This window comes from Paenibacillus sp. J31R30, from assembly GCF_059692115.1.
On the sequence record NZ_JCAUAV010000001.1, the window covers coordinates 1,452,816 to 1,479,294 of the forward strand.

20 protein-coding genes are annotated in these 26,479 nt (G+C 42.9%); 19 read left to right on the forward strand and 1 reads right to left on the reverse strand.

Features of this window, described 5'->3' with window-relative positions; translation table 11 throughout:
- The first annotated feature begins 40 nt into the window (after positions 1-40).
- From AC58QO_RS05820 to AC58QO_RS05870, 11 genes are all read left to right on the forward strand, one after another.
- Positions 41-1,123 (forward strand): endospore germination permease, encoded by a 1,083-nt coding sequence (locus tag AC58QO_RS05820; protein ID WP_497264292.1) that lies wholly within the window; start codon positions 41-43, stop codon positions 1,121-1,123.
- Positions 1,120-2,523 (forward strand): spore germination protein, encoded by a 1,404-nt coding sequence (locus AC58QO_RS05825; protein WP_497264293.1) that lies wholly within the window; start codon positions 1,120-1,122, stop codon positions 2,521-2,523. Before AC58QO_RS05820 ends, AC58QO_RS05825 begins: the two co-directional genes overlap by 4 nt.
- The gene (locus AC58QO_RS05830; protein ID WP_497264294.1) at positions 2,520-3,626 is read left to right on the forward strand and encodes a Ger(x)C family spore germination protein; all 1,107 of its coding nucleotides are present in this window, start codon (positions 2,520-2,522) and stop codon (positions 3,624-3,626) included. Before AC58QO_RS05825 ends, AC58QO_RS05830 begins: the two co-directional genes overlap by 4 nt.
- A gap of 182 nt (positions 3,627-3,808) precedes the next feature.
- Positions 3,809-4,510, forward strand: coding sequence for a hypothetical protein (locus tag AC58QO_RS05835; protein ID WP_497264295.1), 702 nt, complete (start codon positions 3,809-3,811; stop codon positions 4,508-4,510).
- A 167-nt stretch (positions 4,511-4,677) separates the two neighbouring features.
- On the forward strand, positions 4,678-5,217 hold the full coding sequence (locus tag AC58QO_RS05840; RefSeq protein ID WP_497264296.1) for a GNAT family N-acetyltransferase: 540 nt from the start codon (positions 4,678-4,680) through the stop codon (positions 5,215-5,217).
- A gap of 290 nt (positions 5,218-5,507) precedes the next feature.
- Positions 5,508-5,648: a hypothetical protein gene (locus AC58QO_RS05845; protein ID WP_497264297.1), complete on the forward strand. Its 141-nt coding sequence runs from the start codon at positions 5,508-5,510 to the stop codon at positions 5,646-5,648.
- A 139-nt stretch (positions 5,649-5,787) separates the two neighbouring features.
- Positions 5,788-6,066 (forward strand): response regulator transcription factor, encoded by a 279-nt coding sequence (locus AC58QO_RS05850; protein WP_497264298.1) that lies wholly within the window; start codon positions 5,788-5,790, stop codon positions 6,064-6,066.
- 38 nt (positions 6,067-6,104) lie between these two features.
- Positions 6,105-7,523: a sulfatase family protein gene (locus tag AC58QO_RS05855; protein WP_497264299.1), complete on the forward strand. Its 1,419-nt coding sequence runs from the start codon at positions 6,105-6,107 to the stop codon at positions 7,521-7,523.
- Between the two features lie 97 nt (positions 7,524-7,620).
- Positions 7,621-8,598 (forward strand): SGNH/GDSL hydrolase family protein, encoded by a 978-nt coding sequence (locus AC58QO_RS05860; protein ID WP_497264300.1) that lies wholly within the window; start codon positions 7,621-7,623, stop codon positions 8,596-8,598.
- A 37-nt stretch (positions 8,599-8,635) separates the two neighbouring features.
- Complete coding sequence (locus AC58QO_RS05865) at positions 8,636-9,763, forward strand: alginate lyase family protein (protein ID WP_497264302.1); 1,128 nt, start codon at positions 8,636-8,638, stop codon at positions 9,761-9,763.
- Between the two features lie 287 nt (positions 9,764-10,050).
- Positions 10,051-11,619, forward strand: coding sequence for a glutamate synthase-related protein (locus tag AC58QO_RS05870; RefSeq protein WP_497264303.1), 1,569 nt, complete (start codon positions 10,051-10,053; stop codon positions 11,617-11,619).
- A gap of 232 nt (positions 11,620-11,851) precedes the next feature.
- Here AC58QO_RS05870 and AC58QO_RS05875 read toward each other — a convergent pair whose 3' ends face one another.
- On the reverse strand, positions 11,852-12,655 hold the full coding sequence (locus AC58QO_RS05875) for a class I SAM-dependent methyltransferase (protein WP_497264304.1): 804 nt from the start codon (positions 12,653-12,655) through the stop codon (positions 11,852-11,854).
- Between the two features lie 851 nt (positions 12,656-13,506).
- Between AC58QO_RS05875 and AC58QO_RS05880 the strand changes: the two genes are divergently transcribed.
- The 8 genes from AC58QO_RS05880 (at position 13,507) to AC58QO_RS05915 (ending at position 26,432) form a co-directional block, all read left to right on the forward strand.
- Positions 13,507-13,917, forward strand: a complete 411-nt coding sequence (locus AC58QO_RS05880) for a GNAT family N-acetyltransferase (protein WP_497264305.1) — start codon at positions 13,507-13,509, stop codon at positions 13,915-13,917.
- 186 nt (positions 13,918-14,103) lie between these two features.
- The gene (locus AC58QO_RS05885; protein WP_497264306.1) at positions 14,104-14,403 is read left to right on the forward strand and encodes a hypothetical protein; all 300 of its coding nucleotides are present in this window, start codon (positions 14,104-14,106) and stop codon (positions 14,401-14,403) included.
- A 437-nt stretch (positions 14,404-14,840) separates the two neighbouring features.
- Positions 14,841-15,023: a hypothetical protein gene (locus AC58QO_RS05890; RefSeq protein ID WP_497264307.1), complete on the forward strand. Its 183-nt coding sequence runs from the start codon at positions 14,841-14,843 to the stop codon at positions 15,021-15,023.
- Between the two features lie 266 nt (positions 15,024-15,289).
- Positions 15,290-16,267 carry an ABC transporter permease gene (locus AC58QO_RS05895; protein WP_497264308.1) on the forward strand — a complete coding sequence of 326 codons (978 nt, stop codon included), beginning with the start codon at positions 15,290-15,292 and terminating at the stop codon, positions 16,265-16,267.
- Positions 16,268-16,270: 3 nt separating this feature from the next.
- Positions 16,271-17,167, forward strand: coding sequence for a carbohydrate ABC transporter permease (locus AC58QO_RS05900; protein ID WP_497264309.1), 897 nt, complete (start codon positions 16,271-16,273; stop codon positions 17,165-17,167).
- 56 nt (positions 17,168-17,223) lie between these two features.
- Positions 17,224-18,828, forward strand: a complete 1,605-nt coding sequence (locus AC58QO_RS05905) for an extracellular solute-binding protein (RefSeq protein ID WP_497264310.1) — start codon at positions 17,224-17,226, stop codon at positions 18,826-18,828.
- A gap of 91 nt (positions 18,829-18,919) precedes the next feature.
- Positions 18,920-20,680 (forward strand): DUF8769 domain-containing protein, encoded by a 1,761-nt coding sequence (locus tag AC58QO_RS05910; RefSeq protein WP_497264312.1) that lies wholly within the window; start codon positions 18,920-18,922, stop codon positions 20,678-20,680.
- Positions 20,681-21,005: 325 nt separating this feature from the next.
- Entirely contained in the window at positions 21,006-26,432 is a 5,427-nt protein-coding gene (locus tag AC58QO_RS05915; protein ID WP_497264313.1) for an S-layer homology domain-containing protein, read from the forward strand.
- The last annotated feature ends 47 nt before the right edge of the window (positions 26,433-26,479 follow it).

The following is a 26,479-nucleotide window of genomic DNA, read 5'->3' on the forward strand; positions in this document are numbered from 1 at the left end:
AATAGCTTGTAGGAAAATATAGGAGCAGGAGGTGAGCACGATGTCGACGTTTTCCAATCCTAAAATTAATCCTTTACAAGCTTATATTCTATGTTTGGGTGGATCTTTTGCACTGTCCCAAATTTCAGGTGCAATCATATTAATTGAACAAGCCAAAAGGGATGCGTTTGTAAGCAGTATCATAGGGTGCACAGCATATTTCTTATATGCCTTTTGGATTTATCGAATAGTAAACAATCAAGCACCTAACCAATCCTTCCTCGATATCATTGAACTTAAAATGGGGAGTTTAGTCGCGTGGGTATTGAAATTTTGGATTGCCTCATATTTGTTTTGCGAACTATTTGTCATTGATAAAAATGTAGTTATATGGGTTAAATCCATGATTCTGCCCTTTACGCCTATTTGGGCGATTTCATCACCTTTACTGATCATTTGTGCCTACTTAGCGATTAAAGGGATCAAACCGATCGCCATTTCCTATTCTATCTTAATGCCGGCTATTTTTTTTCTAATTGTTTTTATGGCAATATTTACATTTAGATACAGACATTACGGTCTTCTGTTCCCGCTATTTACCGAAGGAGCACGGTCCATCTTAGAAGGCGCGTCAACAACTCTTAGAGCTGGCATGGAATTGTTCCTGTTATTATTACTGTCTTCACATACGGAAGGCCGTTTCAAATGGAAGCATTTTGTACTATTCCCGTCTGTTTTTTCGTTATTAGCCATCAATGCTGTTATAAGTGTGTTGACTATATTCGGTACATATGAAGCTTCAAAACAGCGGTTCCCTCTCTTTACAAATTGGCGATTAGTTAGAATCAGCAGTTTCGTGGAGCATCTTGACTTTTTGTCGATATACCAATGGCTTAGTAGTACCGCTATTCTTATTAGTTTGGGTTTGTTTTTAATAGGCGATTTGCTGACTTCCAAACAAAGACATCATAAAATTGTGATTATTACATGTACGACCGCCTTATTTATCGGTATAGAGCTTCAATTCAACGATAGCGATTTTTTAGCTTTCACTAAAAACTACTTCTATCCACTATCCACGTTGTCAATTCTCTGTTGGACTGCCTTAGCCTACTTTACAACAAGAAAAAGAGGGTCGGTATGATCATCAAACATGCAAAAGAAGAGGATTTCAGGGCTTTATTCACTTCTTGCTACGATGTGAAATTTCAGAAGCGCAGCGGCACGCAAGTTGTTTATTGTGAAGGTATGGTGGATAGCAAGCAATTAAATGAAAATGTACTCCCGCGAATGAGTGAAATGATTCGTAACGATGAGCTGAAGCTTATTGATGGAAACTTAGATCTAAGCCAAATTGAACAACGCGTATTCTCAGGTAATGTGATTGTATTATTTTTCCATGAGAATGAAACACACGCCTATGAAGCTGATATTGCTGATCCGCCAAAACGTCAACCCGAAGAGTCGATCAGCGAAATATCCATTCGCGGACCGCGCGATGGTTTTACAGAGGAAGTCACTACTAACGTTGCCCTCATTCGCAAACGATTAAGAACGACTTCCCTTCAATATGAACATTTCATTGTAGGCAAGAGGGGAAATGTAAGTTTAGCCATTCTATATATCAAAGATATTATAAACCTAGATTTCGTTGTTGAAGCGAAGCGTCGGATTTCCCAAATCGATGTGGACTCCATTATTGGTGTCGGGCAGTTGGAAGAATATTTAAGCGATTCCAGCGATTCCATCTTCCCATTAGTGGACACGATTGGAAGACCAGACTTTGCTGCTGAGGCACTGCTTCGGGGCAGATTTGTGATCATTTTGGACGGATCTCCAATGGCAATCATCGGCCCATCCAATCTTATCGAGTTATTAAAATCTCCCGAAGATGCCCATTCTGCTTACTACTACACGATATTACAACGCTTATTACGTCTTATCGGTTTAGGAACGGCCATGTTTCTGCCTGGATTCTATATTTCATTGAGTTGCTTCAATATCGACCAAATTCCGTTTCCTTTACTTGCAACTATTGCTGAAGCACGTAAGGGTATACCCTATTCAACGACGATTGAAAATTTCTTGATTTTTGGACTATTCGAATTGTTTCGTGAAGCCGGCATACGCCTGCCTAAACCGGTTGGACAAACGGTAACGGTAGTTGGGGGGCTGATTATTGGGGATGCTGCGATACGTTCAGGACTTGCCTCTTCGGCTCTGCTCATGGTTACGGCAGCATCTGCCGTTGCATCCTTTACTTTGGTAAATCAGTCCTTAACAGGTACTGTAACCCTAATTCGAATTTACATATTATTAATTTCATCCTGTTTGGGGATTTACGGATTTTTTATGGGATTATTCTCAGTGATAGCATATACCTCTACACTGACATCTTTCGGAATATCCTACTGGTCTCCAATCGCCGAACTCAATGTGAAGTCGTCCGTACTAGCGTTATTTAATCGACCTTTCAAATCAAAAAACAAGAGACCGAGCATGTTACAACCGACAGATTCCACGTCACAAGGAGAGAGACAATGAGACCTGTGGTACTCTTAATCACGCTCTGTTGTATGATATGCCTGTCCGGGTGTTGGGACAATAAAAATATTCAAGATCTGCTTTATGCTACTGCTATTGGGGTTGATTATAAAAATAATCTGTATGAGGTCTACATTCAGACGGTATCCTTTGGCAACGTAGCAAAGTCGGAAACGGGAGGCGGAGGGATCGGCCCGCAAGTGTATGTCGGCAAAGGGAGAGGAAAGTCACTCGCTTTGGCATTAGGTGATATTTATAGTACGGTACAAAGAAGAATCTATTGGAGTCATGTTCGCACGTATCTGTTTACCGAAAATGCCATTCAATCAGGTGGAGAGATTTACTTCGATAATTTAAAGAGATACAGAGAGTTTAGATATACACCATGGATATTCGGAACAAAGGGATCCATTGAAGACATCTTTAAAACCCCATCTTTTTTTCAAATGTCACCGATCACTAACATTCTCGGCCAACCGGAAGAAAATTATATTCAGAGTTCGTTCATAAAGCCTTTGCTTGCGCAAGAATATCAATTTAATCTGAATGAGCCTGGTCAATCAGCTATAGTTCCGACCCTTATCATTGATAAAACAGCATGGCAGTCCGAAAAGAAAGCTGAAGATAAATTGAAAATTAACGGTGTGTTCGTCGTTCGAAAAAACGACTTTCAAGGTTGGATGGCCAAAAATCAGCTTAACGGGTTGCGATGGCTGGAGAAAGATACTGTTCGAACACCCATTGAGATCAAGCCCGCGATCCTCTCACTTGAAAAACCCAAATCTAAAATTACGGTTATTGAGCAAGATGGGCAAACGCTTTTCAATATTGAGGTTAAAGTCAAGGGGAATATAGTTGAGTTACTTGACAGCCAGCCATCCGAGCAAGAAATGGAGAAAGAAGCAGAAGAGAAAATCAAGAAGGAAATCCGATCTACTTTTGAAGAAGGGATGCGCATAAAGGCTGATATTTACAATTTTCGGAATGTGATGTTTAAGAAAAAAGTAAAAAACTGGCAAGATCTTGAGCTGACTTCATCATCGCTTAACCAAATCGATGTCCATGTTTATATTCAACATACTGGAGAGCTCAAGAAAACATAGCTTACGGAAAACAATAGTTGAGGGCTTGCTTCGCGGCAAGCTCCTTTTGGTGCATTTTTTATTGTAGTAACCGGCAGGAGAATGGAATAAATTAGTGTTTTTATGGAACTTAACTGGAAATTGAGCGTCTAAATACTGAAGGTAGTGCCTCTAAAAAATGAAAATGAAAAGAGGAGGAAGTTATGAATTGGATTATTTCCTTGAGTATTTTGCTGTTACTGATATTATCCTACATCGATAAAATAAAGACTCTACAAACTAAAGCATGGATTAAAATCATTCTCGGGTATATCATATGTAGTTTATATTTTGACGTTTTTGGACTACTAATTCCGGTAGGAGCAATCTTGGGATTAATATATATGTCTAGAACTAAGGATAATTTCATACTTAGATCACTAATTTTTGGACTCGTTTGTTTAATAATCACTTTTTATATGCCGAAGGTAAACATAAATCAAGTAAGAGAGATTTCACGAATCGCATCGTATTCAAGTCAATTTAATCAAGTAAATTCAGTTTATAACTATCAGTCTAATTCTGAAATTAACGCTGTACTGGATAATAAAGCTCTTGAAATTAAAAACAAAAATAATAAATCAGATATTAAAATTGATCCACATGTGCTTTTTAGAATCTGGGTATTATCTCATAAAGGTTTTTCAATTGAAGATTTAGATTGGCTATACTATAAGTCGCCGCGCGATTTACATTACTATTGGCAATCTAACCACCCAGATGATTTTTCTTTTATAGAGTATGTTGTATTTCAAAATGTTGGATACATGGGGATGTTTAAACGAGAGAATACAGAAAGTCCGTACAAACTTTATACAATCATTGAATTTGATAAGTTTAAGACATTAGATCCTATCATTCCCTAAGAACAATCTAGGAATCTATGACCCTTAGCTTGTTGCTGAGGGCCTATTTTTGCTAATAACGATAAATTTTACAGAAAAACCATGTTGACTTAATAAAATCCTCGAAATCCTTTTATATACTTAAATTGCGTGTTATAGCGAAATAAAAGGACTAGGTGGTAGACTTCATGCTAAAAAAACGAGATTTACAAGAATGCCATTCCTTATATAACTTAATGCTAGATCCTGCAGTTTTTCCTTATGTTCGTTATAAATGCCAATTTTATGAGCAATATTTATTCATAACCAAACAGTTGATCGTTGAAGAAGAACAGGGAACATGTATGTCTAGAACCATTCTTAACGAGATGGGTCATCCCATTGGTACCATTGATTTATATGATATTGTAAATGAAACAGGCTTTTTAGCTACATGGATTGGAACTCCTTATTTTGGAAAAGGTTATAACCAACGTGCAAAGGAATCCTTTTTTACTGAACTGTTTCTAGAACATCCTATTAAAACGGTTTTTTTGAAAGTCCGTAAACAAAATATTCGTTCGAAGAAGGCTATAGAAAAACTACCATATGCCAAATTAGCTAGTGATATACACCATCAAGTATACGAATCGATTAACAATGCGCAACGGATCTATGATTTGTATCAAGTGGAGCGGGAAGACTTCTTAGCATACAGTAAAGCCATGCAACACGAAATTGCTACGTAATAACTGTGCATGGAACTTTGTGGGGAACTGTCTTTAAGAGATTTTTGGGACAGTTTTTTGTTGTGAAAAGCTTTGGTCAAGGAGTCTGCTTCACGGCAGCTCCATTTATGTGAGCTATACCTTCCTTCTGCATATGCAGAGGGAAGGTTTTTTCTTTAAGCAAAAAAAATCATGTCGCAGTAAATAAACACAATGATCGCCTTCCAGTGCACACGTATATTTACATTGAGCGCGGTGTGATTTAATAGTCCGTTTCGAATAAAACATGTAAGAAAGGTTGAGGGTATTGAATGATGCAGACAATGGTGGACTGGCCTTCCTTTATGGCGAGACATGATCTGGCTGCCAATTCAATAATGCGCTCAACTAGACCGCTCGGCAGGCTTGCCGAGTGGTCTGTCTTTATTTTGCATACGCATTCAGTTTATTAAGGGTGGGAATTCTCGATTTTGATGATGCTGTTCAGGTTTTAATGGGTATTCAGGCGAAAGCGAAACGTACCATAATAAGGGTATGCAGCGCTTGGTGAGGCGAGATTAGGTTTTCATTTTTGAAACAGGGGGCTACCGAATGGCTAGAATCTGTATTGTTGACGATGAACCTATCATCGGTGTTGGTCTCAAAACGCTAATTGAAGAATATCAACGGTTTAGTGTGATTAATACGTTTGCTGATGGTGAGTCAGCGTTGTCGAGCATTATGGCTAACCCTCCTGAGGTTGTTTTTACAGGCTCATTGGACGTTGAGAAGGAGTGGAACAACTACTTGAGCACTTTGGACAAAATGAACTTAAAACGTTACTTAGAGATTTATCAACAAGCCTATACGCAATATAAAGCCCAAAAGTAGACTACATTCAGAATCATTACGCATGTTGTCGCGTGAGAGTGAGGGTTACGATCATTGAGAAGAAACTAAGGAACATAGAGAAGAAACTAACGAACATAGAGAAGAAAATAACGAAAAGTCCGAATGTTGTATTTATCATCGCTGACGATCATCGTAGTGAAGCTATTGGAGCGTTCGGTAATGAAACCGTGCTGACGCCGGTACTGGATTCGCTGGTCGCTAGCGGTACCTCTTGTCGGAGTACACACATATTCGGTGGACTCACTGGAGCAGTTTGTGCGCCGAGCAGAGCTTGTGTCCATACGGGCATCCCGATATTCCGGGCGACGATCGGCAAAGACATGATGAATCGCGAGCATTCGACCGTTATTCGTCCGGATGTACGGCTGATGCCGCAAACGATGCGTGATGCTGGATATCGAACGCATGCAGTCGGCAAATGGCATAACGACAAGGCAAGTTTCGCCAGGAGTTTCGAAGGGGGAGATAAGCTGCACTTTCACGGGATGAGCGATCATACCAAGGTTCCTGTATATGATTATGACCCCACCGGGATTTATCCGAAGGAACAGGAATATATGGAACATACGTTCTCAACGGACATGTTTACAAACGCAGCTGTCAACTTTATTGAGGATTACCGAGAAGAGCGGCCGTTTTTCCTATATGTCGCTTACACAGCACCGCATGATCCCAGAACCGCGCCTGAGCCGTATGCCAGCATGTACGTCAAGTCCGACATTCTGCTGCCTCCCAACTTTGTGCGAGAACATCCTTTCGATACCGGTGATATGCTGGTTCGCGATGAGAAACTGGCAGAATGGCCGAGGGATGAGGGCGAAATTCGTGAGCATATGGCCGATTACTATGCGATGATAAGCCACATGGACGCGCAAATTGGTAGAGTTGTAGAGGCGCTAAAGGCTAAGGGCATCTATGACAATACGCTTATCGTCTACACGGCGGACCATGGCTTGGCTGTCGGTCAGCACGGACTGATGGGCAAACAGAACCTCTACGAGCACAGCGTGCGCATACCGCTTATTTTCCGAGGGCCTGGCGTGCCGGAAGGTAAACAGGTGTGTGCGCTGGCAAGTAATATCGATATTTTCCCTACCATTGCCGGGCTATGCGACGTTGATTTGCCAGCGGAAACAGAAGGCATAAGTCTGCATCCAATCTTTGCAGGGAAAAGCGATGGCGTTCGTTGTATCGTTGGTTCGGCTTATCGAGATGTCCAGCGGATGGTAACGGACGGCCGATGGAAGTTGATTCGTTATTATCGCTCGCCAATTACGAACATGGGAACGGAACGAATCCAGTTGTTCGATCTACGGAACGATCCATGGGAAACACTGGATTTGTCAGATGATCCTTCACAGGCTGGGAATATCGAACGGCTTGCATCAGAATTGGCTGTATGGATGCATGATTGCGATGATATTTTGCAAGAGTGATAGACAAGAGGCCTAAAACATAAAGAGTCGCGAAAATGCGACTTTTTGTTTTAGAGAAAATATTTTTGATATTTTAGATTGAAAGGTGAATAGCAGCATGCAAACAATTGAAATCAACAAAGAATGGTTCCGGGGTGCCGTTTCCATTGAAAAGGAAGAAACCGGAATCAGGCCATGGCGATTGCCTCACGATCAGCGTGGTTTATTTGCATTTAAATTAGTGGAGAAGGCAGCGGAAACAGCGGGTGTGAGACTTGCTTTTCGGTGCGATTCCACTGCAGTGGAGCTGCACGTCGTTAGTACAGATCAAGACAGACAATTTGATCTCGTAATTGAAGATGAATTCATCGGTACCAATACACTTCTTGCAGGAGAAGACATTTGTTTGTTTACCAACTTACCAGGCAGCATGAAGCAGGTTGAACTTTATTTTCCACAAAAAGCTAGCGTCATTGTAAAAGGATTAAAGATCGATGACGGGGCATCGGCAGTTCCATTGCCAAACCATCAACCTCGGTGGGTTACATACGGCAGCTCCATAACACAATGCAGTACTGCTGAAAGTCCTGCTCTAACGTGGCCGGCAATCGTAGCACGCAACAAAGGTTGGGACCTGACCTGTTTGGGATTTGGTGGGCAATGTCATTTGGAACCCATGGTTGCTCGTGTTATCCGTGACCTACCCGCAGAAGTTATTTCCTTGTGCCTCGGCATCAATGTGATGGGGGGTAATACTTTAAATATTCGGACGTTTCGATCTGCTATCATTGGCATGGTATCGATCATTCGGGAAAAGCATCGCAATACGCCTATATTTTTATTTTCTCCTATTTTTTGTCCTCACAGAGAAACGGAAGAGAACGAAGTAGGGATGACGTTGATTACAATAAGGAAAGAAATCCAGGAAGCAGTGAATATTTTAGCTAATACTTATGGAGATTCAAATCTTACGTATGTGGATGGCTTGGATATTTTTGGAGACGCTTTCGTTGACTTACTTCCAGACCAGCTGCATCCGAATGCAGAAGGCTATAAAATTATGGCTAATCATATACTGGGTAAATTGACTTTATAGAAAATCAGAAAACACAGATCAAGGAGAGGATTTAGCCATGATGAATCTGACAAAAGCAAGCGAGCAGAGGGATCTTTCCCTGTTTGATACAAATTGGATACTTGAGCAAGCAGATGCTTCATTGAATGAAAGCACGTTTCATATTACAGATGTCATTGCGGATAAAAGCGAAGGTGGTCTGCACGATTATTATTCTAATGGTGATTACTGGTGGCCAAACCCCGATACTGTAGACGGACTGCCTTATGTACGGCTGGATGGTGAAAGCAATCCCAATAATTTTAACAGTCATCGGTTACTTTTACGCAGCATGAGAACCCACGTAGCGAACTTGGCCGCTGGTTATGATGTGAGTGGAAAGGAAGCTTACGCAGAGAAAGCGGTGAATTTTTTAAGGGAGTTTTTCTTGGATAAAGGGACGAAGATGAATCCGCATCTGCTCTATGCACAAGCCATACCCGGTATTTGCCCAGGAAGAGGTATAGGCATTATTGATACACTGCATTTGATCGATGTACCGGTTGCCATTGAAGCGCTGAAATCATCTTCATTCATGACCGACGAAATATATCAAGGACTTAAGATGTGGTTTGCTGATTATTTAGCATGGATAAGCACACACGAGAATGGCATCGAAGAGATGAATGCTCCTAATAACCATGGGGTTTGCTGGTTTGTGCAGGCGGCGACTTTTGCGTGGTTTACGAATAACGAAGAAATGCTTCGTTTTTGCATACAAATGTATAAAGAATCGCTGCTTCCTGACCAAATGGACCCTGACGGCAGCTTCCCGCGTGAGTTAGCACGTACCAAACCTTATGGCTATGCGATTTTCGTGCTGGATAATATGGTGACTCTGTGTCACATTCTATCGACGCCGGAAGATAATTTATGGAACTTCGAGTTGCCTGATGGTCGAGGCATTCGCAAAGGGCTGTCATATTTGTTTCCTTATATGATGGATAAGTCCACGTGGCCATTGTCTCCCGACATAGAACATTTCGAGGGCTGGCCGGCAAAAGTGTCATCCTTGTTATTTGCAGGGCTTGCGCTTGAAAATATGGAATATGTTGAACTGTGGAATAGCCTTGATCCGGACCCTACAGACATGGAAGTTCGTCGCAACATCGCGATCCGTCAGCCATTGCTGTGGGTAAATTCATAAATGAAAATAGTTCTTATCCTTGAATGTAAGAGGACAGAAACATATATGCATTATAAGCCGCGTATGGCGCGGTTTTTTTTATTTTATGGATACAACTAATTAAAATCTTGCAGTTCCGTAAAATAACAGCACTAAGCTGCAAACTCATTTTTTTAAACTCGCTTTTTTTGTTCATTAAAGTAACGGGCAGTTTAACGTAGTTAACCATTATTAACATGTTGCTTAAAATTGGAATAAGATGGAATACTAAATTTGTTACACTTTTAGCGACTTGGAGGTTATTCTAAATGGTACATATTGTACTGATGGTCATATTGATTTCAATCGTTATTTTGCCACCACTCATTTTTTTTGGTTATATGTATGCTTTATCCAAAAAACCAAAGCATTCCATCATCCGATCCCACCCGTTCCTTGGTTGGTTGCGCTACTTGCTTGAAAAGCTCGGGCCCGAGTTCCGCCAATATTGGTTTGACAATGATACGGAAGGGAAGCCTTTCTCGCGAGCCGATTTTGTCGGTATTGTGTATGCAGCGAAATACCGAACGGATCTCATCTCATTCGGCGGTAGGCGCGATTATGAGAAGCCCGGTTTCTATTTGTCAAATGCCATGTTTCCGAAATTAACTAGTGAGCTAAGGGTAGATAACAACGGGATGATACCAGGAAAAAAATATGTAATTACCGACGAGGGGCTTTTTACTAGGAAGGAAAAATTCGTAGAAGAACAAGTAAAACCTTGGTTGCTGGATGATGACTCTGTCATTGTGGTAGGCGAAAACCGTAAAAACCCTTGGCGCCTCAAGGGCATGTTCGGCGCTTCGGCCACATCCTACGGAGCAGTCGGTGAGCATTATATTCAGTCCACTGGGAGCGGTGCATGTATGGCGAGCGGCTCATGGATTAATACAGGCGAAGGCGGGGTTGCGGATGTACATCTTGCCACTGGAGTCGATGTCATTTCACAGATAGGGCCTGGCATGTTTGGCTTCCGAGATGGTAGCGGTAAGTTCTCAATAGAAGAATATAAGCACAAAGCTAAGGTCCAAAATATAAAGGCTTTTGAATTGAAGTTTCATCAGGGCGCCAAAATACGTGGCGGTCACCTCGAAGGCTCAAAGGTAACCGAGGGAGTCGCAGCAGCTCGCTTAGTGCCTGTTGGTAAGACGGTGAATTCACCGAATCGGTTTGAATTTCTAACCAATCCGGTGGAAGCGCTCCGTTTCATAAGCACCTTACAAGAAGAGGGAGGCAAACCAGTGGGCATCAAAATAGTCGTTGGTGATCCGAAGCGACTAGAGCCGTTTTTCCGTTCTATGGTAGAATTGGATATCTATCCAGATTTCATTACCGTAGACGGTTCTGAGGGTGGTTCTGGAGCGACCTTTAAAGCGATGGCGGATGGCATGGGATTGCCGCTCTTTCCCGCGTTGCTCATCCTCGACGATATAGCTAGAAAATTCGGTGTGCGTGACCGATTCAAAATTTTCGCTTCCGGTAAACTCATTACGCCTGATAAAGTTGCAATCGCCTTAGCATTGGGCGCCGATTGTGTCAACTCTGCTCGCGGCTTCATGATGGCAAATGGCTGCATCATGGCAATGCAGTGCCACACCGGTAAGTGCCCGACGGGCATTACAACTACGGATTCCAAGTATCAGGCTGCTCTGGCTCCAGAGGAAAAGCAATGGCGGGTAATGAACTACATTCTTCAACTGAGGGAAGGTTTATTCTCGCTGGCTGCGGCCTGTGGCTTGGAGAGCCCACGTGAATTTAGGCGAGAACATGTAGTGTTTACGAACGAGAGCGGTCAATCCGTGCGAATCGTTGATTTGTTTCCTTATCCAGAATCCTGATTAACTGCTGTAATGCAGCACTTCGTTCCGCATACGAGCAGGATTGGATAGATAGATCATAATGATTTCATGACCTTAAGGTATTCAACCAACGAAGAAACGATAGCACAATAAACAGGGAGCAGAGTGCCATGGCAGTCGCTCCCTGTTTTCATTCGAGTAACGGGCAGTAGAGGGGCTTGCTTCGAGGGCAGCTCTTCATTTGTTTATTAAGGCTATGTTGTATGTAGTTTCAACACTTTGTGGCTTTGATGGAAAATAACAATGGCAAATGGTCGTTCTCTTTCATTCGCCACTTTCCTTGAACGTCCTGAGCCATGAGACCCGGAAACATGTTGTAGACAGTGAACGGAAATTCATGTAGAAAATCTAATGTCAGTCCAGCCCCGACGAGTGCGCTTATGATTTCGCCAAGCGTATGTTGCCATTCATAAGTGACAGGATGCTCGAGCTTATCCTCATCGCCGGTATACGTTGTTGTTGAATCATAGACCCGAACCTCGTTATCGAAATAGGGATAACAAATTTTCAAATGGTTGTCCACTGCTTCATAGACAGAGGTAACAGGATGAAATTCAGCCATATAAAATATCCCTCCCTGCTTCAAGGATGAACTGATCAACTCCCCCCATCTTGTCAAATCAGGAAGCCAGCAAAGAACGCCATAAGACGTATATACGATGTCGAATTGTTCGCCTTGAAGCACTTCCTTGGCGTCATAAATGTCCGAACGTAGGAAACGAGCGTCTAGTCCCAGTTTTTCGTTCAACGATTTTGCCAAAGCAATTGCTTCCTCGGAGAAGTCCACTCCCGTCACATGAGCACCTAATCTCGCCCAAGACAGTGAATCTTGCCCGAAATGGCATTGCAAATGAAGCATCGAGCGGCCTGCTACTTCGCCGAGCTCGACATGATCCAGTTCTGACTGAGAATTCTTTCCTGCTAAAAAAGCATCGATATTATAAAACTTTGATTTGGCATGAACAGCAGTTCGATCGTTCCAATTCAATCTATTCATGTCGGAATAATTGGTCACGGTTACGCCTCCTTTCTAGTAGGTTATTCGCCAACCGCAAACCAAAGTACTTCAACTTTAAGTGGCAAAAGGAACTGAGTTTGTTTTATTAGAAAATCAACAACGAACTTTCACTGAGAGCTCCGATAGCTGAAATGGAGAAAGAGTTCTTTATTGAAGAAAGCCTCTGAGCAGCACATCGGAACCATACTTAGGGGATGGTGTGACAGGAGCTCCTGTTACATAGCTAGAGTATAAGCATTCTTGTTTAATGCCGTACTTGAAGAGGCTTATAGGGTAATCTGTTTGCGAATCTGGGTGGTACCACGAGAAATACACAATCTCGTCCCTAAGACTATTGTCTTGGGGGCGAGATTTTTTTATTAAGAATGCCAATGATCAAATAATTACTTTATTTATAGGAGGGTGTGTATTTGGACGGTTTGGAATATGTAAGGAAATTTTATGATGAAACCGTAAACTATGAGTGGCAGAGACTTGATCGGCATCAAGTGGAATTTGAGCTTAGCAAACGCTATATAAACCGTTACATTAAGCCGGATGACATAAATTACTTTTAACATATTTCGGGGGAATATCTGAAAGATGGAACGAGATTGGAATAAGTTGGTTGTTAAATTTGAATTCAGACTCTATAGATGTCGGTTGACAAGAACATTGTCCGATTGCCGACAAGCAGTAGACTGACCTGTAACTTGCTAAACTGACGGGTAGTATAGCGAAACAAAAAGCAGGTTGTAATTCGCTTTAGTAGAAGTAAAAGGTATAACAAAAAAGTTACACATTAGGAATTGATAAAGTGAAATGATTGACATAGTTTTAATCAAGAAGTAATGGAGGAGAGTATTAAAATGCTTAAGGTTAGAAAAGCGATTGAAAACGACCTCTTACAAGTCGCTAGGCTATCCGAATTATGGGTCTCCGAGTGTATAACTTACGGTTTAGGGCCGAATACCAAAGAACTCTTGAGGGAATATATCGGAGATTATTTCTGGGTGGCAGAAATCGATTCAGAGGTTGTAGGCTATATAACTGGTAGCGTTCATGAGAGTGAAGGACTGGGTGTCATCGATGGCGAGAAGTATATTGAAGTTGATGAGGTATTCGTTCATTCAGAATACCGGAGTGAAAATATTGGACATTTGATGGTTGATAAGTTTCTGCAAACCGCAGAAGGAAATGGAATAAGTCGTTCTATTGTCTACTCTGCCAGTAAGCAGTGGCAAAAAAATCATTGGATGCTACGAGAAGCATGGTTTTAAAATGTGGTTTTGTCAAATGTATCGTTGAATGAACCAGCCAACTTCTTAAGTTATACGATCGGGCAGTTAGCGCAACTTCCAAGTAATGGAAATAGTATAAACTATAACAATAGCGGGGGGGGGGGACTTATGGACAATGAATTGCCCTCTTTTTTGAAGTGCAGAAAACTTTAATTTGGAGGAAAAATGAAGAAAAAAAATCTGGTATCAATAGTGGCAATAATATTAGTTATTGTATTTTTATTTCAAACAAACCCGAATGAATCAAAATACGTAAGTTGGTTAGAAAATAACCATGAGATTACCTGTATTAATGATGGTCTTGCTTTAAACTGTAAACAAGATATCAAAATTATTGAATGGAAATCACGGTCTGTAATGGACTATGGTTTTTTTTCGATTTATAAAGATAACTATGAAGACAAGAACGGAGAAAAAATTGAAATAAAGGCAATTGGAATATTAAACGCAGTTTATAACAATTGACAATGAAATCATCTGGTTGTAGTTAAAAGGAAGCGTGGTACATTAGATGACGTTTCAACTAATGCAAGAACTATAGTGAGGGAGCCTGTTTCGCGGCAGCGCTCCTTTTTTAATTGGGAGGCCTTTGGATGAGTATAAAGTTTCGCATATTGCAAGGGCTCTAATAATTAATAATAATCACATTCTAATTGCTCGATTGGATTGAATCCACAATTGAGAAACTAAAACTACATGATGTCTTACCTCATCTTGTTCAAGAACTTATTCCGCAAATAATCAGCGAGGATAAACCATTATGGATAAGCAATATGTAGAAATCAATTGTTGCACTAACGCAGAACGATAGCAGAATAAACAGGGAGAGACTGCCGTGGCAGCCGCTCCCTGTTTTCATTCGCCCGTTACTGGATTAGATAGCGGGACGCCTGAAAAGTTTAATGTCCAGTCATGACGATGCTGCTAAGCCTATCGTATTTACAGAATTAGGCTGGAGTACTTATACAGGCGGCGGGGGCTTTTTGAAGGTAGTGGCAGTACCTAAGCCTAGCTATTATGGCTATTACACGATGGTTAGGGTGCTCCGTGATGCTTCGTATCTATTTACTCCAATCATGGTGTGAGTGCTGCCTCTGTGAACTAGATTGAATAATCAGCAGTCTCTCCATTAGGGGGAGGCTGCTATTTGTATACCAAGTGAGAACCCGCATAGAAACAGGGAATGTCTATGGTCACCTTAACAAAATGAACGGTGTGTAAGAAAGGTGACAGGATGATTTGTAAGAAAGGTCAACTGGACAAAACATGTCTATTTCCAATCTCTTCACCGCAGGATACGATCGAATTGCCAGCACAATAGCAGGCTCAATTTCGAAAGGGTGAACACAACATGGAGGAAAGAGCGACCGGTTTCAATACAGGTAGAAACCAACGGAAGCCAATATGGACCAAACCGACGCAATCCACATTCAGAAACCGAATGATACGGGATCGACATCTGTATCTGATGCTACTGCCAGTGATCGGGTTTTATCTGTTATTTAAATACGCCCCGATGGCTGGTGAAATTATTGCCTTTAAGGATTATCGATTTGCAGATGGTATTTTTGGGAGTGAATGGGTGGGTCTGAAACACTTCACTAGCTTATTCCAAAGTATTGATTTTTGGAGAGTTCTCAGGAATACCTTGCTGCTCAATGTCTACAGTCTTGTTTTAGGATTCCCGGTACCTATTCTTCTTGCGCTTCTCCTCAATGAAGTGCGCAAAGAGTGGTATAAAAGGACTGTGCAGAATCTGCTCTACCTACCTCATTTTATCTCATGGGTTGTTCTAGGGGGTATCTTTATTGCTATGCTTTCCCCGAGCACAGGGGTTGTGAATTTGGTGCTGACGAAAGTGTTTGGCATCGAGCCCATCTACTTCATGGCCAGTTCCGGCTGGTGGCCAATCGCATATACATTATCCGGTATTTGGCGTGAAGCGGGTTGGGGCACTATTTTATACCTAGCAGCTATGGCATCCATTGATCCTCAGCAGTATGAAGCAGCGAAGATGGATGGAGCATCGAAACTTCGCCAGATATGGCACATTACGTTACCAGGAATTCGCAGCACAATTGCTATTTTGCTCGTTCTTCGGATGGGGCACATGATGGATGTGGGTCTCGAGCAGACGCTGGTCCTCCAGAATATGTCTGTATTGGATGTAGCGGATGTCATCAGTACCTACGTGTATCGTGTGGGCTTACAAAATATGAACTATAGCTATACTACAGCATTAGGCTTGTTCCAATCCGCGGTTGGTTTGATTCTAGTCGTGGGCGTGAATCGATTAACCCGAGTTTTCGGAGAACGGGGGCTTTGGTAATCGATGAAAACCCACAATAGAAATCAATCCTTATTGACTCGTTTGGGAACAGCAGCGAATTACACGGTGCTCGCTTTCTGTTCACTAATTGCTTTGTACCCTTTTTGGTATGAGATCGCAGCTTCTTTCAGCAGCAGTAGAGCCATTACAGCGGGGGAGGTGTCCTTATGGCCAATTGAATTCAATACGGAAGCCTACCAGCGGCTTTTCCAGGATGGGCAGCTCTTCGTAGCCATGCGCAACACTGTAATGGTAACCGTTGTGGGAACAGCGCTCAATATGGCACTTACTTTATTGGCCGCATATCCGCTTTCAAGACGTAGACTGATGGGACGCACGTCCATCCTCATGTTCATCACATTTACGATGTTGTTCGTTTCGGGAGTAATTCCGAATTTTATACTCGTAAAGTCCTTAGGTCTTATGGATACGTACTGGGCATTATGGCTGCCTTCTTTAATAAGTACGTATAACATGTTCGTAATGAAAACGTTCATGGAGGGCTTACCAGAGGAACTTGAGGAGTCTGCAGCCATCGACGGCGCAGGTGATTGGCGAATTTTGGCTCAGATCATCGTGCCTTTATGCAAGCCGATTCTAGCTGCTCTTTCCTTGTTTTATGCTGTGGGCTGGTGGAACTCGTATTTCAACGTATTGCTTTATGTGACCAAAACGACCATGCAGACGCTGACGCTCAAGCTCTACCAAATGATTCTGCAGGTGGATCAGAGTTTGCTCGACAATGCTTCTGGAAGTGAAGGCGTGGCTAATGTAGTCCTGACGCCAGAAGGCATCAAAGCGGCTGCCATCGTCATCGCAGTTACGCCAATTCTGATTGTCTATCCGTTCCTTCAGAAACATTTTGTTAAAGGAGTCTTGATTGGATCAGTTAAAGGCTGATATCATGGGGCAAATAGCCCTTGGTATAGATACCAAACTATAAGGGGATGAATTCATTGAAAAAGTCGAAACATGTTTGGAAACCAGTTCTTGCTGCAAGCTTGTCTTTGGCGGTACTGGCTGCCTGTAGTTCGAATACGGCAACGACCGAAAGCAGCTCGACTGCACCACAAGGCAGTGCATCAGCTGCGACAACACCGGTAGGACCGAAGAAAGAAATCAGCATTTCCACGTTTGACAGAGGCACAGTAGCCGCAGAAGAAGGCAGCTATGAGGATAACCGATGGACGAAATGGATCAATGAAAATTCCCCTGCGAAAGTGAGCTGGGTTCCAGTTCCCCGAGCGCAGGCTCAGCAGAAGTTAAGCACCCTGGTTGCTTCTGGCAGTGCGCCAGATCTCATCTGGGAGTATGATCGCAACTATATTGCTCAATTAGCAAACCAAGGTGCCATTCAGCCCATTGATAGCTATATTGAGAAGTACAGTACGACATTGAAAAAGTATCTGCAAGAGCATCCTGAGCTGAAATCTGCAATGACCATTAATGGTAAAATGTATGCAATTACCAGCAGTAGAAGTATTGATGGTATTGCCAACCATGCCATGTGGATCCGTCAGGATTGGTTAGATAAACTCGGATTAAAGGCACCAACGACAACGGAAGAATTGATTGAAGTGGCTAAGAAATTCAAAGATGCGGACCCTGACGGCAATGGTAAAGCAGATACCGTACCTATTGCGTTCAATGGTAATGCTGTGCAAATTATTAGAGCCTTCTTTTCGGTGAATGAGAATCAATGGTATTTGGAAGACGGCAAAATGAAATTTGGTAGAACGTTGGATCGATACAAGGATTCCATTGCTTATCAGAAATCGTTATTCGACCAAGGGTTGTTGGATAAAGAATATATCACGGATAGCAACTTCCAGCGAGCGCGTCAATTGTGGACGACGGGCAAATCAGGTATTTATATGAGTTCTTGGAATATGCAAAATGAATTTTTAGATCTAAAGAAAAATGTGCCGGATGCGAAGATGGTTCCGTTAGAGCCGGTAACTAGTAAATATGGAAAAAATGGATTGTATCAGGAGCTACCGGCGAATATTCTTGTCGCTTTTAACAGCAAGATGAAGGAAGATAAAATTGAAACAGCTGTTAAATTCCTAGATTGGATGATGGAAAAAGGAGATATGTCACTGAAGTACGGTGAGGAAAACGTTCACTATAAACTGTTGGATGGGAAGATTCCTCAAGTTCTTAATGCTGATAAATCCCGTAAGGAAGTATCTTACGCGTATGAGTACGCAATCGTATCTGATTTTAGCTTAGTACCTGAGTGGTTCCCGGTCATGGCTGCGCAAGATGCTGTATCCCAAGAATATGCCAAAATAAAGACACAATCTTTGAATGTAGCCCTCAAAAATAAATATCGCAGAGACATTGCCTTTAATCCGGATCTTCCAGAAGTCAGTCAATTAATCGCAACATTCCATCCGATTGCAACGCAAATTGAGGTGAAAGCCGTAACTGGCGGCAATGCTTCAACCCCAGAAACTGCGATGGAAGAAGTTCGCAAAGAATGGAAGCGACTTGGCGGGGAAAATGTGGAGAAGCTGGCTCAAGAATGGTATGAGAAGAACAAAGAGTTTTTGAAATAATACACGTGTAAAAATGAATCTTTGGGAAGGCTGCTTGCTTATGCAGGCTGACCTTCCCATTGTTATTCTATTAAAGGAGGGACTTCCCAACATGAACGTACATGTGCAGAATTCTGATTATAAAGAGTTATTGATAAAGGCCATTAGCTCGAAAGAAAGTGATTATGATCCACAGATCTGTATGCTTCGCCGCCCCTTTCATAGTCCAGGGTATCATACCTCATTAACAGCTCAGGATCACCCGACGATTCATCCGACTTATCCTTCACTGCTCTATGCGGTTGGTTTGTTAAATACGGAAATAGCGGAATATGAGGAGAGGGCCTGCGATATTATAGCTCGTGTGTTAACCTTACAAGATAGTGAAAAGAGTCATGATACCTACGGAATCTGGCCTTGGTTTTACGAAGAACCACTGGCACAGATGGCACCGCCTGATTGGAATTGGGCTGACTTTTGCGGAAAAGAACTGTTACTAGCGATGCTGCGCCATGGTCATAAGCTGCCTGAATCGTTGAAGAGACAAATCCATGAAGCGGTCTGTTGTGCCTGTGACGCCATTATCAAACGGGATGTTGGTCCTCATTATACGAATATTGCGATCATGGGAGCATTTGTGACTTTAATTGCGGGTGAGTTGTATGAACGGAAGGATTTTGCCGATTATGGGCTGGATCGATTGGAAAAGCTTCAGCGCTATACAGCAAAGTTAGGGACATTTCAAGAATTCAACAGTCCAGCGTACTCCATTATTGCCATTGTAGAGCTGTCAAAAATTCATACATATTCAACCCATTCTCGCGCAAAGTCCATCGCCACTGAATTATTGGATTTGGTATGGCGAATGGTTGCGGAACACTATCATCCGAGCTCTAGGCAATGGGCAGGCCCACACAGCCGCAGCTATCGTACATTACTGAATAATAGAGCGCTTTCATTCCTGCAGATAGCTACAAGCAACCAAATTGTTTTTTTAAACCAGTGGGATTTAGAATATGATTCAGAATGGTTTGGCAGCGGAATTCAATGCCCGGAACCTTATGTGCAGCTATTTACTAGGAAAAAGAAAAGTGATCTCAGTCAGATCTATTATCGAAATGAGGAGACTGGCTTTGTGAAGTGGGCAGACACTTTTCTTACTCCAACGTATACGATCGGCGTGTTTCGTCATGAAATCATGTGGAATCAAACAAGAGGGATGGTGGCGTATTTCGATAATGGCGAACATAGCACCTATCTGCAAATGCGTTGTTTGCATGACGGATATGATTATTGCTCAGCAGTACTCCAAACGGCAGCAAGCAGCAGTCAACTGCTGCTCGGAGTGAATTTTCTAACGAATGGCGGGGATACACATCCCAATTTGGATCGTATCCAAGGGAACATAGCAGCGACTGATTTCCGGATTCGTATGGAATTTGGCGGTTGCTTGGAACGAGTAAGGCTAGAAAAGAAAGGTACCAAAGCGCAGGTGATCATTGATGAAATGGTGTTGCGGTTCGAAAGTGTGTATGCCGTCTTTGAGGAGTCGGAAGAAAATCGATCACCATGTGAGGAAGAGTTGTCCAGCTCATTGGCAGGTTGGGATTGGGAAATAAGCAAAGAAGAAGACATATACGGGCTTGACTTGATCATTCATCGTGGAGAGAAACGCACGATAGACTTTATGGCTTTGAACAAAGCAGCATTTCTTTTCTCCCTATCCATTGGCGACTTGGAAGGGGTACATCCTCAAATAACATTATTGGAAGAAGCTGACCAAGTGACGGCGAGATATGTTGACGATATTGCCGATCGTGCAACACAGCAGTTGTCGATTTCATTGAAGCCGAACGATATTCATCCGAACTAAGCTATTAAGCATTTTGGTGCAGGGATTTCCCCCTGCTCGGAATGCTTTTTTATGTTAAATGGAGTGACCTCATCATGCTTCAAGTTACATCTTTTAAGGTGAGCATAAGCAATCTGCTAAATGATAGTCGATTCAACAGGATCGAAAGAAATGCCACGTCATATAAAAAGTGTCTCTTGTGATTTTGTCCGTATTTGACTAAGTTAATTTCAGCATCCAGTTGTGATCATTGACCAGAGAGGACGTGTGAAAACGTGGGTTGATATAACTGTTTGATCAAATGACATGTCGGTCAGGCCAATCGTTCGAGAAAGGGAGTTCTGTGATGAAACGTCTAAAAAAAATAAGTTCCATCCTTTTCGCTATGATCGTTTTCATACAAGGTTTGGGTATTGCTTCGATGAGTCCTATGACCGCACTAGCGGCTGAATCCGTTTCATCGAAGTTGCTGAGCGGTAATAGGCTAGGTGAATTGTTCCCTGCGAATACAATTGTCATGAATACAGGAGCCTCATATACCTGGCAGCAAGATGGGCCTTATGCAACTGAATCCAATCTTGTCGCTTCAGATCCTTTGGCTGCTCGTAAATTGATGGACGGTTCTGTAGGCGTTGTCAGTTCGGCTAGTCAAACTGGAGAAGCTTATGGAACAGTGGTCTATGACCTGCAAACTGTAAACCGTCTAACATCCTTGCAGGTGTGGTCAGAATTTTCAGCTGCAAGCGGATTGAAACAGATAGAGATTCATGCAAGTCTCGATGGCATCAATTACAATCGTGTTGCGGTAACGGAGAGTGTATATGGGAATGATGCGGGCATTGTGCCTGTGAGCAGCGATATGAAACCTGCCCCATATGCAAGATATGTAAAGGTTGTGCTTCATAAAGATCCAGCCAAGCTTATGATGAGCATCGGAGAAATTGCCATTTGGGGTGATGCTGTTCAGGAGCCCGCGATTCTAAGTAATAATCAATTAAAGACCGGTGGTTACTACCCAACGGGGATGCCGAAGTTGGATACGAAAGCAACGTATAGATGGAATACGGAGCAGCCTTTTGTGACACAGGCAGGATTAATTGCAACGGATAATGAGGCTGGAGCGAAGAATGACGGGAGTGCAGGCGGCTTGCCTGATCTGATTGATGGCTCGAGCACAGAGGGGACAGCGGATACAACAGCCAGCATGACGGCAGGTTCGCAAGGTCAATATGGAACCGTCACATTTACATTAAATGATGTGTACCAAATCTCTTCGATTGATGTTTGGTCCAAAGCGAGCAGCGGAAATTTCATGGATGGTTATGAGGTTCTGTTAAGCGTGGATAACATCAACTATTTCTCCAGTGGTTATACGGCCAATCCGAACAATCGATACTCAGATGCGATGGTCAATACGCCCTCCTACGGCATCCCTGGCAAGCACGCCAAATATGTCAGAATCGTCATGCATAACGCCAACGATTCCGATCGGTTAATTGCTGGAGAGATTGCGATTAAGGGGTGGAGACTTTATGATGCGGCACTTGTGAAGAAAGACATGCCGGATCTAGTTGAACTCATCACTACGATCAAAAATTACAACACGTTGTATCTAGATTGGTCAGCCTACAATTCGGTGGTCAATAAGGTGAATAAATACAGTATCTATATACAGAAGAATGACTTTACATCGACGAATGGGCTGGCCGCTCGGGTGACAGCGGAAAATGGGTCAGCCGAACAGAAGGGGAAATTCCTGCTCGTTTCATCCTTAGAGCCAGAGACGACTTATTACATAGCTGTAACGCCTACAAGCACAACTTCGGGTGAACGTAAGGATGTCAGCACGATTAAAATAACGACGCCTAGTGTCCTTGGCGGGGAGAAGATTGGGGACATTTTCGCCATTAATGATACACCCTACGGTGGAGGAAACTATGTTCATCACGGGGATAAAGAGGAAGAGAATATCATCCGTAAGCTTATGCTCATGCGAAGCATTGAAGGGATTAATTTTAATCGGTGGTGGATCCATGATTCTTGGGTTAAAGCATTCTCTAATACATACGGAATCGGGTTCCACACGTATTACCATGGACCTCAAGATGTACCGATGGAAAATAAGCAAGGGACCTGGACCTTCTCTACCGTTAATGAGCCCGATCTGAAAGGGACGAATCCCTCAGCACTAGCCTTACAGTTTAAACAAAACCACGAGAGCCTGAAGGCAGTGGACAACCGAAATTTACTTATTGAGCCTGCTTTAGGCGGGACTGAGCCAGCAAGTATGACTTGGCTTGAGAATTTGTACAAATCCGATGGCCAAAATGGCGCTTTAGTAAAAACGTACTTTGATGTTCTTGATGTGCATCCTTATGTAAAGAATCATGAAGGTAGTCTGCCAGGTCTCGTTCCAGGTGCCCCTGAAATGCTAATCGGGAAAATAAATGAAATCAATGCGCTGAAAGCTAAATATGGCGATCAGCATAAGCCCGTCATATTCAGTGAACTTGGATGGAGCACCTATACAGGAAGCGGCTATCTTCGCCCTGTGGATAAGATAACTCAACGTAATTACTTAGCTAGAGCCTATATGCATGCCATTGCTGGCGATATTAAGCGAATGCATTGGTACGATTTCCAAGATGACGGAGTCGATCCGACGAATCTGGAACATAATCTAGGCTTAATCGATTGGTATGGCGTTCCGAAGCCAAGCTATTATGCTTACTATACGATGGCAAAAGTTTTGAAAGACGCAAAGTTTATTGGACCCAAAGCGAATGTTGATCATCCGTATTATGGATATGAATATTGGCATGAAGGGAAAAATCAGTACATTACATCGCTGTGGGCTGCTGATGAATCGACCAAAACAGCCACTTTCCAAACGAAGGATACCAGCCTTACTGTTGTGGGTATTGATGGGAGTTACTCTTACTTACCGGTTAATGATGGGATTGCGAGCTTAACAATTAGTGGTGCTCCTGTTTTCATATACTCGAGAACGGGCTTGGAAATCTCTTCGATTGATGATTCCTTTGTACTAAAAAACACTTCGGTGGATGTAAGACGTGGCGATACGCTCCATACAGTTATTCAACGTTCTGGCTTGGGAGCAGAACTGAATGGAAAGATTCAACTCATGGGTCCATCCAGTGAATGGAAACTCGAAGGTGAAGCAAGCTTTACTGCAGGAACAACGGCGATTCCGGTTGCTATCGCCATCCCTCTTAACGCGGAAGAAAAGGTGCATGAGGTTACGATTCAAGTTATCTCGGGCACGTCACTCATTGCAGCCATGAAATTGAAGGTCAACGTACTAGAGACCGTCAAAGTTCGTGTTGTGCCTGAGGTTGCAGTGCCTGGAAAATGGAATGAATGGAATGCGGCTATCTATGTAGAGAATGCGACTGCTGACAAAGAGCTAAACGGTACCGTTACAGTTACGGATGCGGTATATGTAGGCCTAGGTCAAGGAAGCCCAATTGCTTTCAATCGCTTATTGCCAGGTGAAATTACGAAGATCACCATGCCGATTACCGCTCTTCCAGAACAAGCAAGAGCTAAATTGAAATTATCGATTGATTTAGATAGCGGATTTACGAAGATTGTGGAAAGACCGTTTAATTTTATTGCAGCTGTAAACGACCAGACAGCGCCAATTATCGATGGCAAGCTATCTGAGGAAAGCTGGAGCAATAGCATGCCCATCGTCATTAACAGACCAGATCAAATTAAAAACATAGCCAACTGGGGTGGTGAGGCTGATTTAAGCGGCAAAGGCTTCCTGAAATGGGATATGAATCAGCTTTACTTTGGCATGGAAGTTCAAGACAACAAGCATTATCAAGTTGGAGCTGGCGGTGATCTGTGGCAAGGGGATAGCATCCAATTCGCCATTGATACGGGAAGAGAAGGCGGAGTCGGTAGCGCAGCCAACAATGAGTTCGGCATTGCACTTGGAGAACAAGGTCCGATGGTTTGGAGATGGCTCGCGGCTAACGGCAAACCTATTGGGGAAATGACGACTGTGCAGTCAGCTGTTTATCGAAGCGCTATCGCTACTACCTATGAGCTTGCGATTCCTTGGACAGAGCTGCTGTCTCCAGGTCGAACGGTGACGGACAAAGACATTTTTGGCTTTTCCATGCTCATCAATGAGAATGATGGAACAACCCGCCGAGGTTGGCTTGAATACATGAGCGGTATTGGTTCCAGTAAGAACACGCAGTTATTTGAGGATCTGATATTCAGCCAAATCAATGCGCCAGAAGTAAAGGTTACTGACGTGAAGCTTGACCAAACGACAGCGATTTTGAACAAAGGGCAATCCATGGTTCTGAATGCAACTGTACTTCCGAGTAATTCAACAAACAAACAGGTTCAGTTTACATCCAGTGATCCAGCGGTGGCCAGCGTATCGCAAGAGGTCTATGGCTTGCAAGCAACGGTGACAGGCGTCTCAGCTGGAACGGCAACGATTCGTGTGACGACCGTTGATGGCAGCTATTCGGCGACTAGTCGAGTAACCATTCAGTTACCTTCAGGTGAAAGTAATGTGCCTTCAAGCGGAGGAGCATGGATGCCAGCGCCAGATCTTCCTGAGGTTCAGGCTGGAACGATCCGCTTTACAAACCCAGTGCTGAATCAAGACGGAACGGTTGAGATTAAAGTAACTATGGCTTCCTTGGAGAAAGCGATAGAAGGAGCACTATCTTCTGATCGAACGCTTGTCATCGATATTGCGAAAGTGACAGGTGCCAAGAAATTTCAGATTAAGCTCCCTGCATCCATTCTTGACACAGCTCAAAAGAATAATATCGAAAAAATCCAATTCCAAACAGGTTCGGCGACGATAGCTTTGACTCCTGATGCGCTGTCTGACCAAGTGAATCCGAACTCAGCTATTTTGGAGATTGTTGTGGAGGCGGTTCGTTCAGATGCTCTTACTGGAGCGGCGGATTCCCGCATAGGAAACCAAGCTGTATATGATTTTAATGTCATCCTTGACGGGATTAACATGCATTCGTTTTTCCGCAGAGATGCGGTTCAGATATCAATGGACTATACGCTCGCACCTGACGAGAACGGTGATCAAGTCATTGTGTATCACATCCGAGATGGTCAGACGCTTGAAGTTGTGAAGAATGGGAAATATGATGCCGCAACAGGTCAAGTAACTTTTACGACAAATCATCTTAGCTCATATACAGCCTTGTATACGCACGTGACCTTCGCCGATCTTCAGGAAGCCGTATGGGCGCAAAACAGCATTGAAGCATTGGCAGCAAGAGAGATTGTAAATGGTTTTGAAAGTGATCGGTTTGCTCCGAATGAACAGGTTACGAGGGCCCAGTTCATTCAGATGCTGATGAATGCCTTCGATCTTACAGAAGCGGATGCTACAACGAGTTTCAGCGACGTGGATAAAGACGATTGGTTCTTCAAAGCAGTGGCAAGCGCACAAAAGTTGGGAATCATCCAAGGGTATGAGGATGGGTCCTTTGGTGCCAATCAACCCATATCAAGACAAGATATGGCGGTTATGGCATCTAGAGTAATTACGTTAGCAGAGATTGAGCTGCGGACATTGATCGATCCTGTGAGTTTCGAAGATCAGCCAGACATTGACTCTTATGCTCAGGAAGCGGTTAAGTCGATGCAAGCGGCTGGTATCATTAACGGTTTAGTTGAGAATCGATTCGCACCGGATACGAATGCGACACGTGCACAAGCTGCAAAAATCATTTATGGGCTGTTGTTAATGTAATTCTGAATGGGGTCGGTAACTATTGTTTTCAGATGGTGTACCGACCC

Bases quoted from the DNA above. Each gene is read 5' to 3' on its own strand.
- AC58QO_RS05890 (WP_497264307.1), top strand. From the start codon at position 14,841: ATGTCCAGTCATGACGATGCTGCTAAGCCTATCGTATTTACAGAATTA.
- AC58QO_RS05895 (WP_497264308.1), top strand. From the start codon at position 15,290: ATGGAGGAAAGAGCGACCGGTTTCAATACAGGTAGAAACCAACGGAAG.
- AC58QO_RS05865 (WP_497264302.1), top strand. From the start codon at position 8,636: ATGATGAATCTGACAAAAGCAAGCGAGCAGAGGGATCTTTCCCTGTTT.
- AC58QO_RS05850 (WP_497264298.1), top strand. From the start codon at position 5,788: ATGGCTAGAATCTGTATTGTTGACGATGAACCTATCATCGGTGTTGGT.
- AC58QO_RS05915 (WP_497264313.1), top strand. From the start codon at position 21,006: ATGAAACGTCTAAAAAAAATAAGTTCCATCCTTTTCGCTATGATCGTT.
- AC58QO_RS05885 (WP_497264306.1), top strand. From the start codon at position 14,104: ATGAAGAAAAAAAATCTGGTATCAATAGTGGCAATAATATTAGTTATT.
- AC58QO_RS05870 (WP_497264303.1), top strand. From the start codon at position 10,051: ATGGTACATATTGTACTGATGGTCATATTGATTTCAATCGTTATTTTG.
- AC58QO_RS05840 (WP_497264296.1), top strand. From the start codon at position 4,678: ATGCTAAAAAAACGAGATTTACAAGAATGCCATTCCTTATATAACTTA.
- AC58QO_RS05835 (WP_497264295.1), top strand. From the start codon at position 3,809: ATGAATTGGATTATTTCCTTGAGTATTTTGCTGTTACTGATATTATCC.
- AC58QO_RS05860 (WP_497264300.1), top strand. From the start codon at position 7,621: ATGCAAACAATTGAAATCAACAAAGAATGGTTCCGGGGTGCCGTTTCC.
- AC58QO_RS05910 (WP_497264312.1), top strand. From the start codon at position 18,920: ATGAACGTACATGTGCAGAATTCTGATTATAAAGAGTTATTGATAAAG.
- AC58QO_RS05900 (WP_497264309.1), top strand. From the start codon at position 16,271: ATGAAAACCCACAATAGAAATCAATCCTTATTGACTCGTTTGGGAACA.
- AC58QO_RS05830 (WP_497264294.1), top strand. From the start codon at position 2,520: ATGAGACCTGTGGTACTCTTAATCACGCTCTGTTGTATGATATGCCTG.
- AC58QO_RS05825 (WP_497264293.1), top strand. From the start codon at position 1,120: ATGATCATCAAACATGCAAAAGAAGAGGATTTCAGGGCTTTATTCACT.
- AC58QO_RS05845 (WP_497264297.1), top strand. From the start codon at position 5,508: ATGATGCAGACAATGGTGGACTGGCCTTCCTTTATGGCGAGACATGAT.
- AC58QO_RS05880 (WP_497264305.1), top strand. From the start codon at position 13,507: ATGCTTAAGGTTAGAAAAGCGATTGAAAACGACCTCTTACAAGTCGCT.
- AC58QO_RS05820 (WP_497264292.1), top strand. From the start codon at position 41: ATGTCGACGTTTTCCAATCCTAAAATTAATCCTTTACAAGCTTATATT.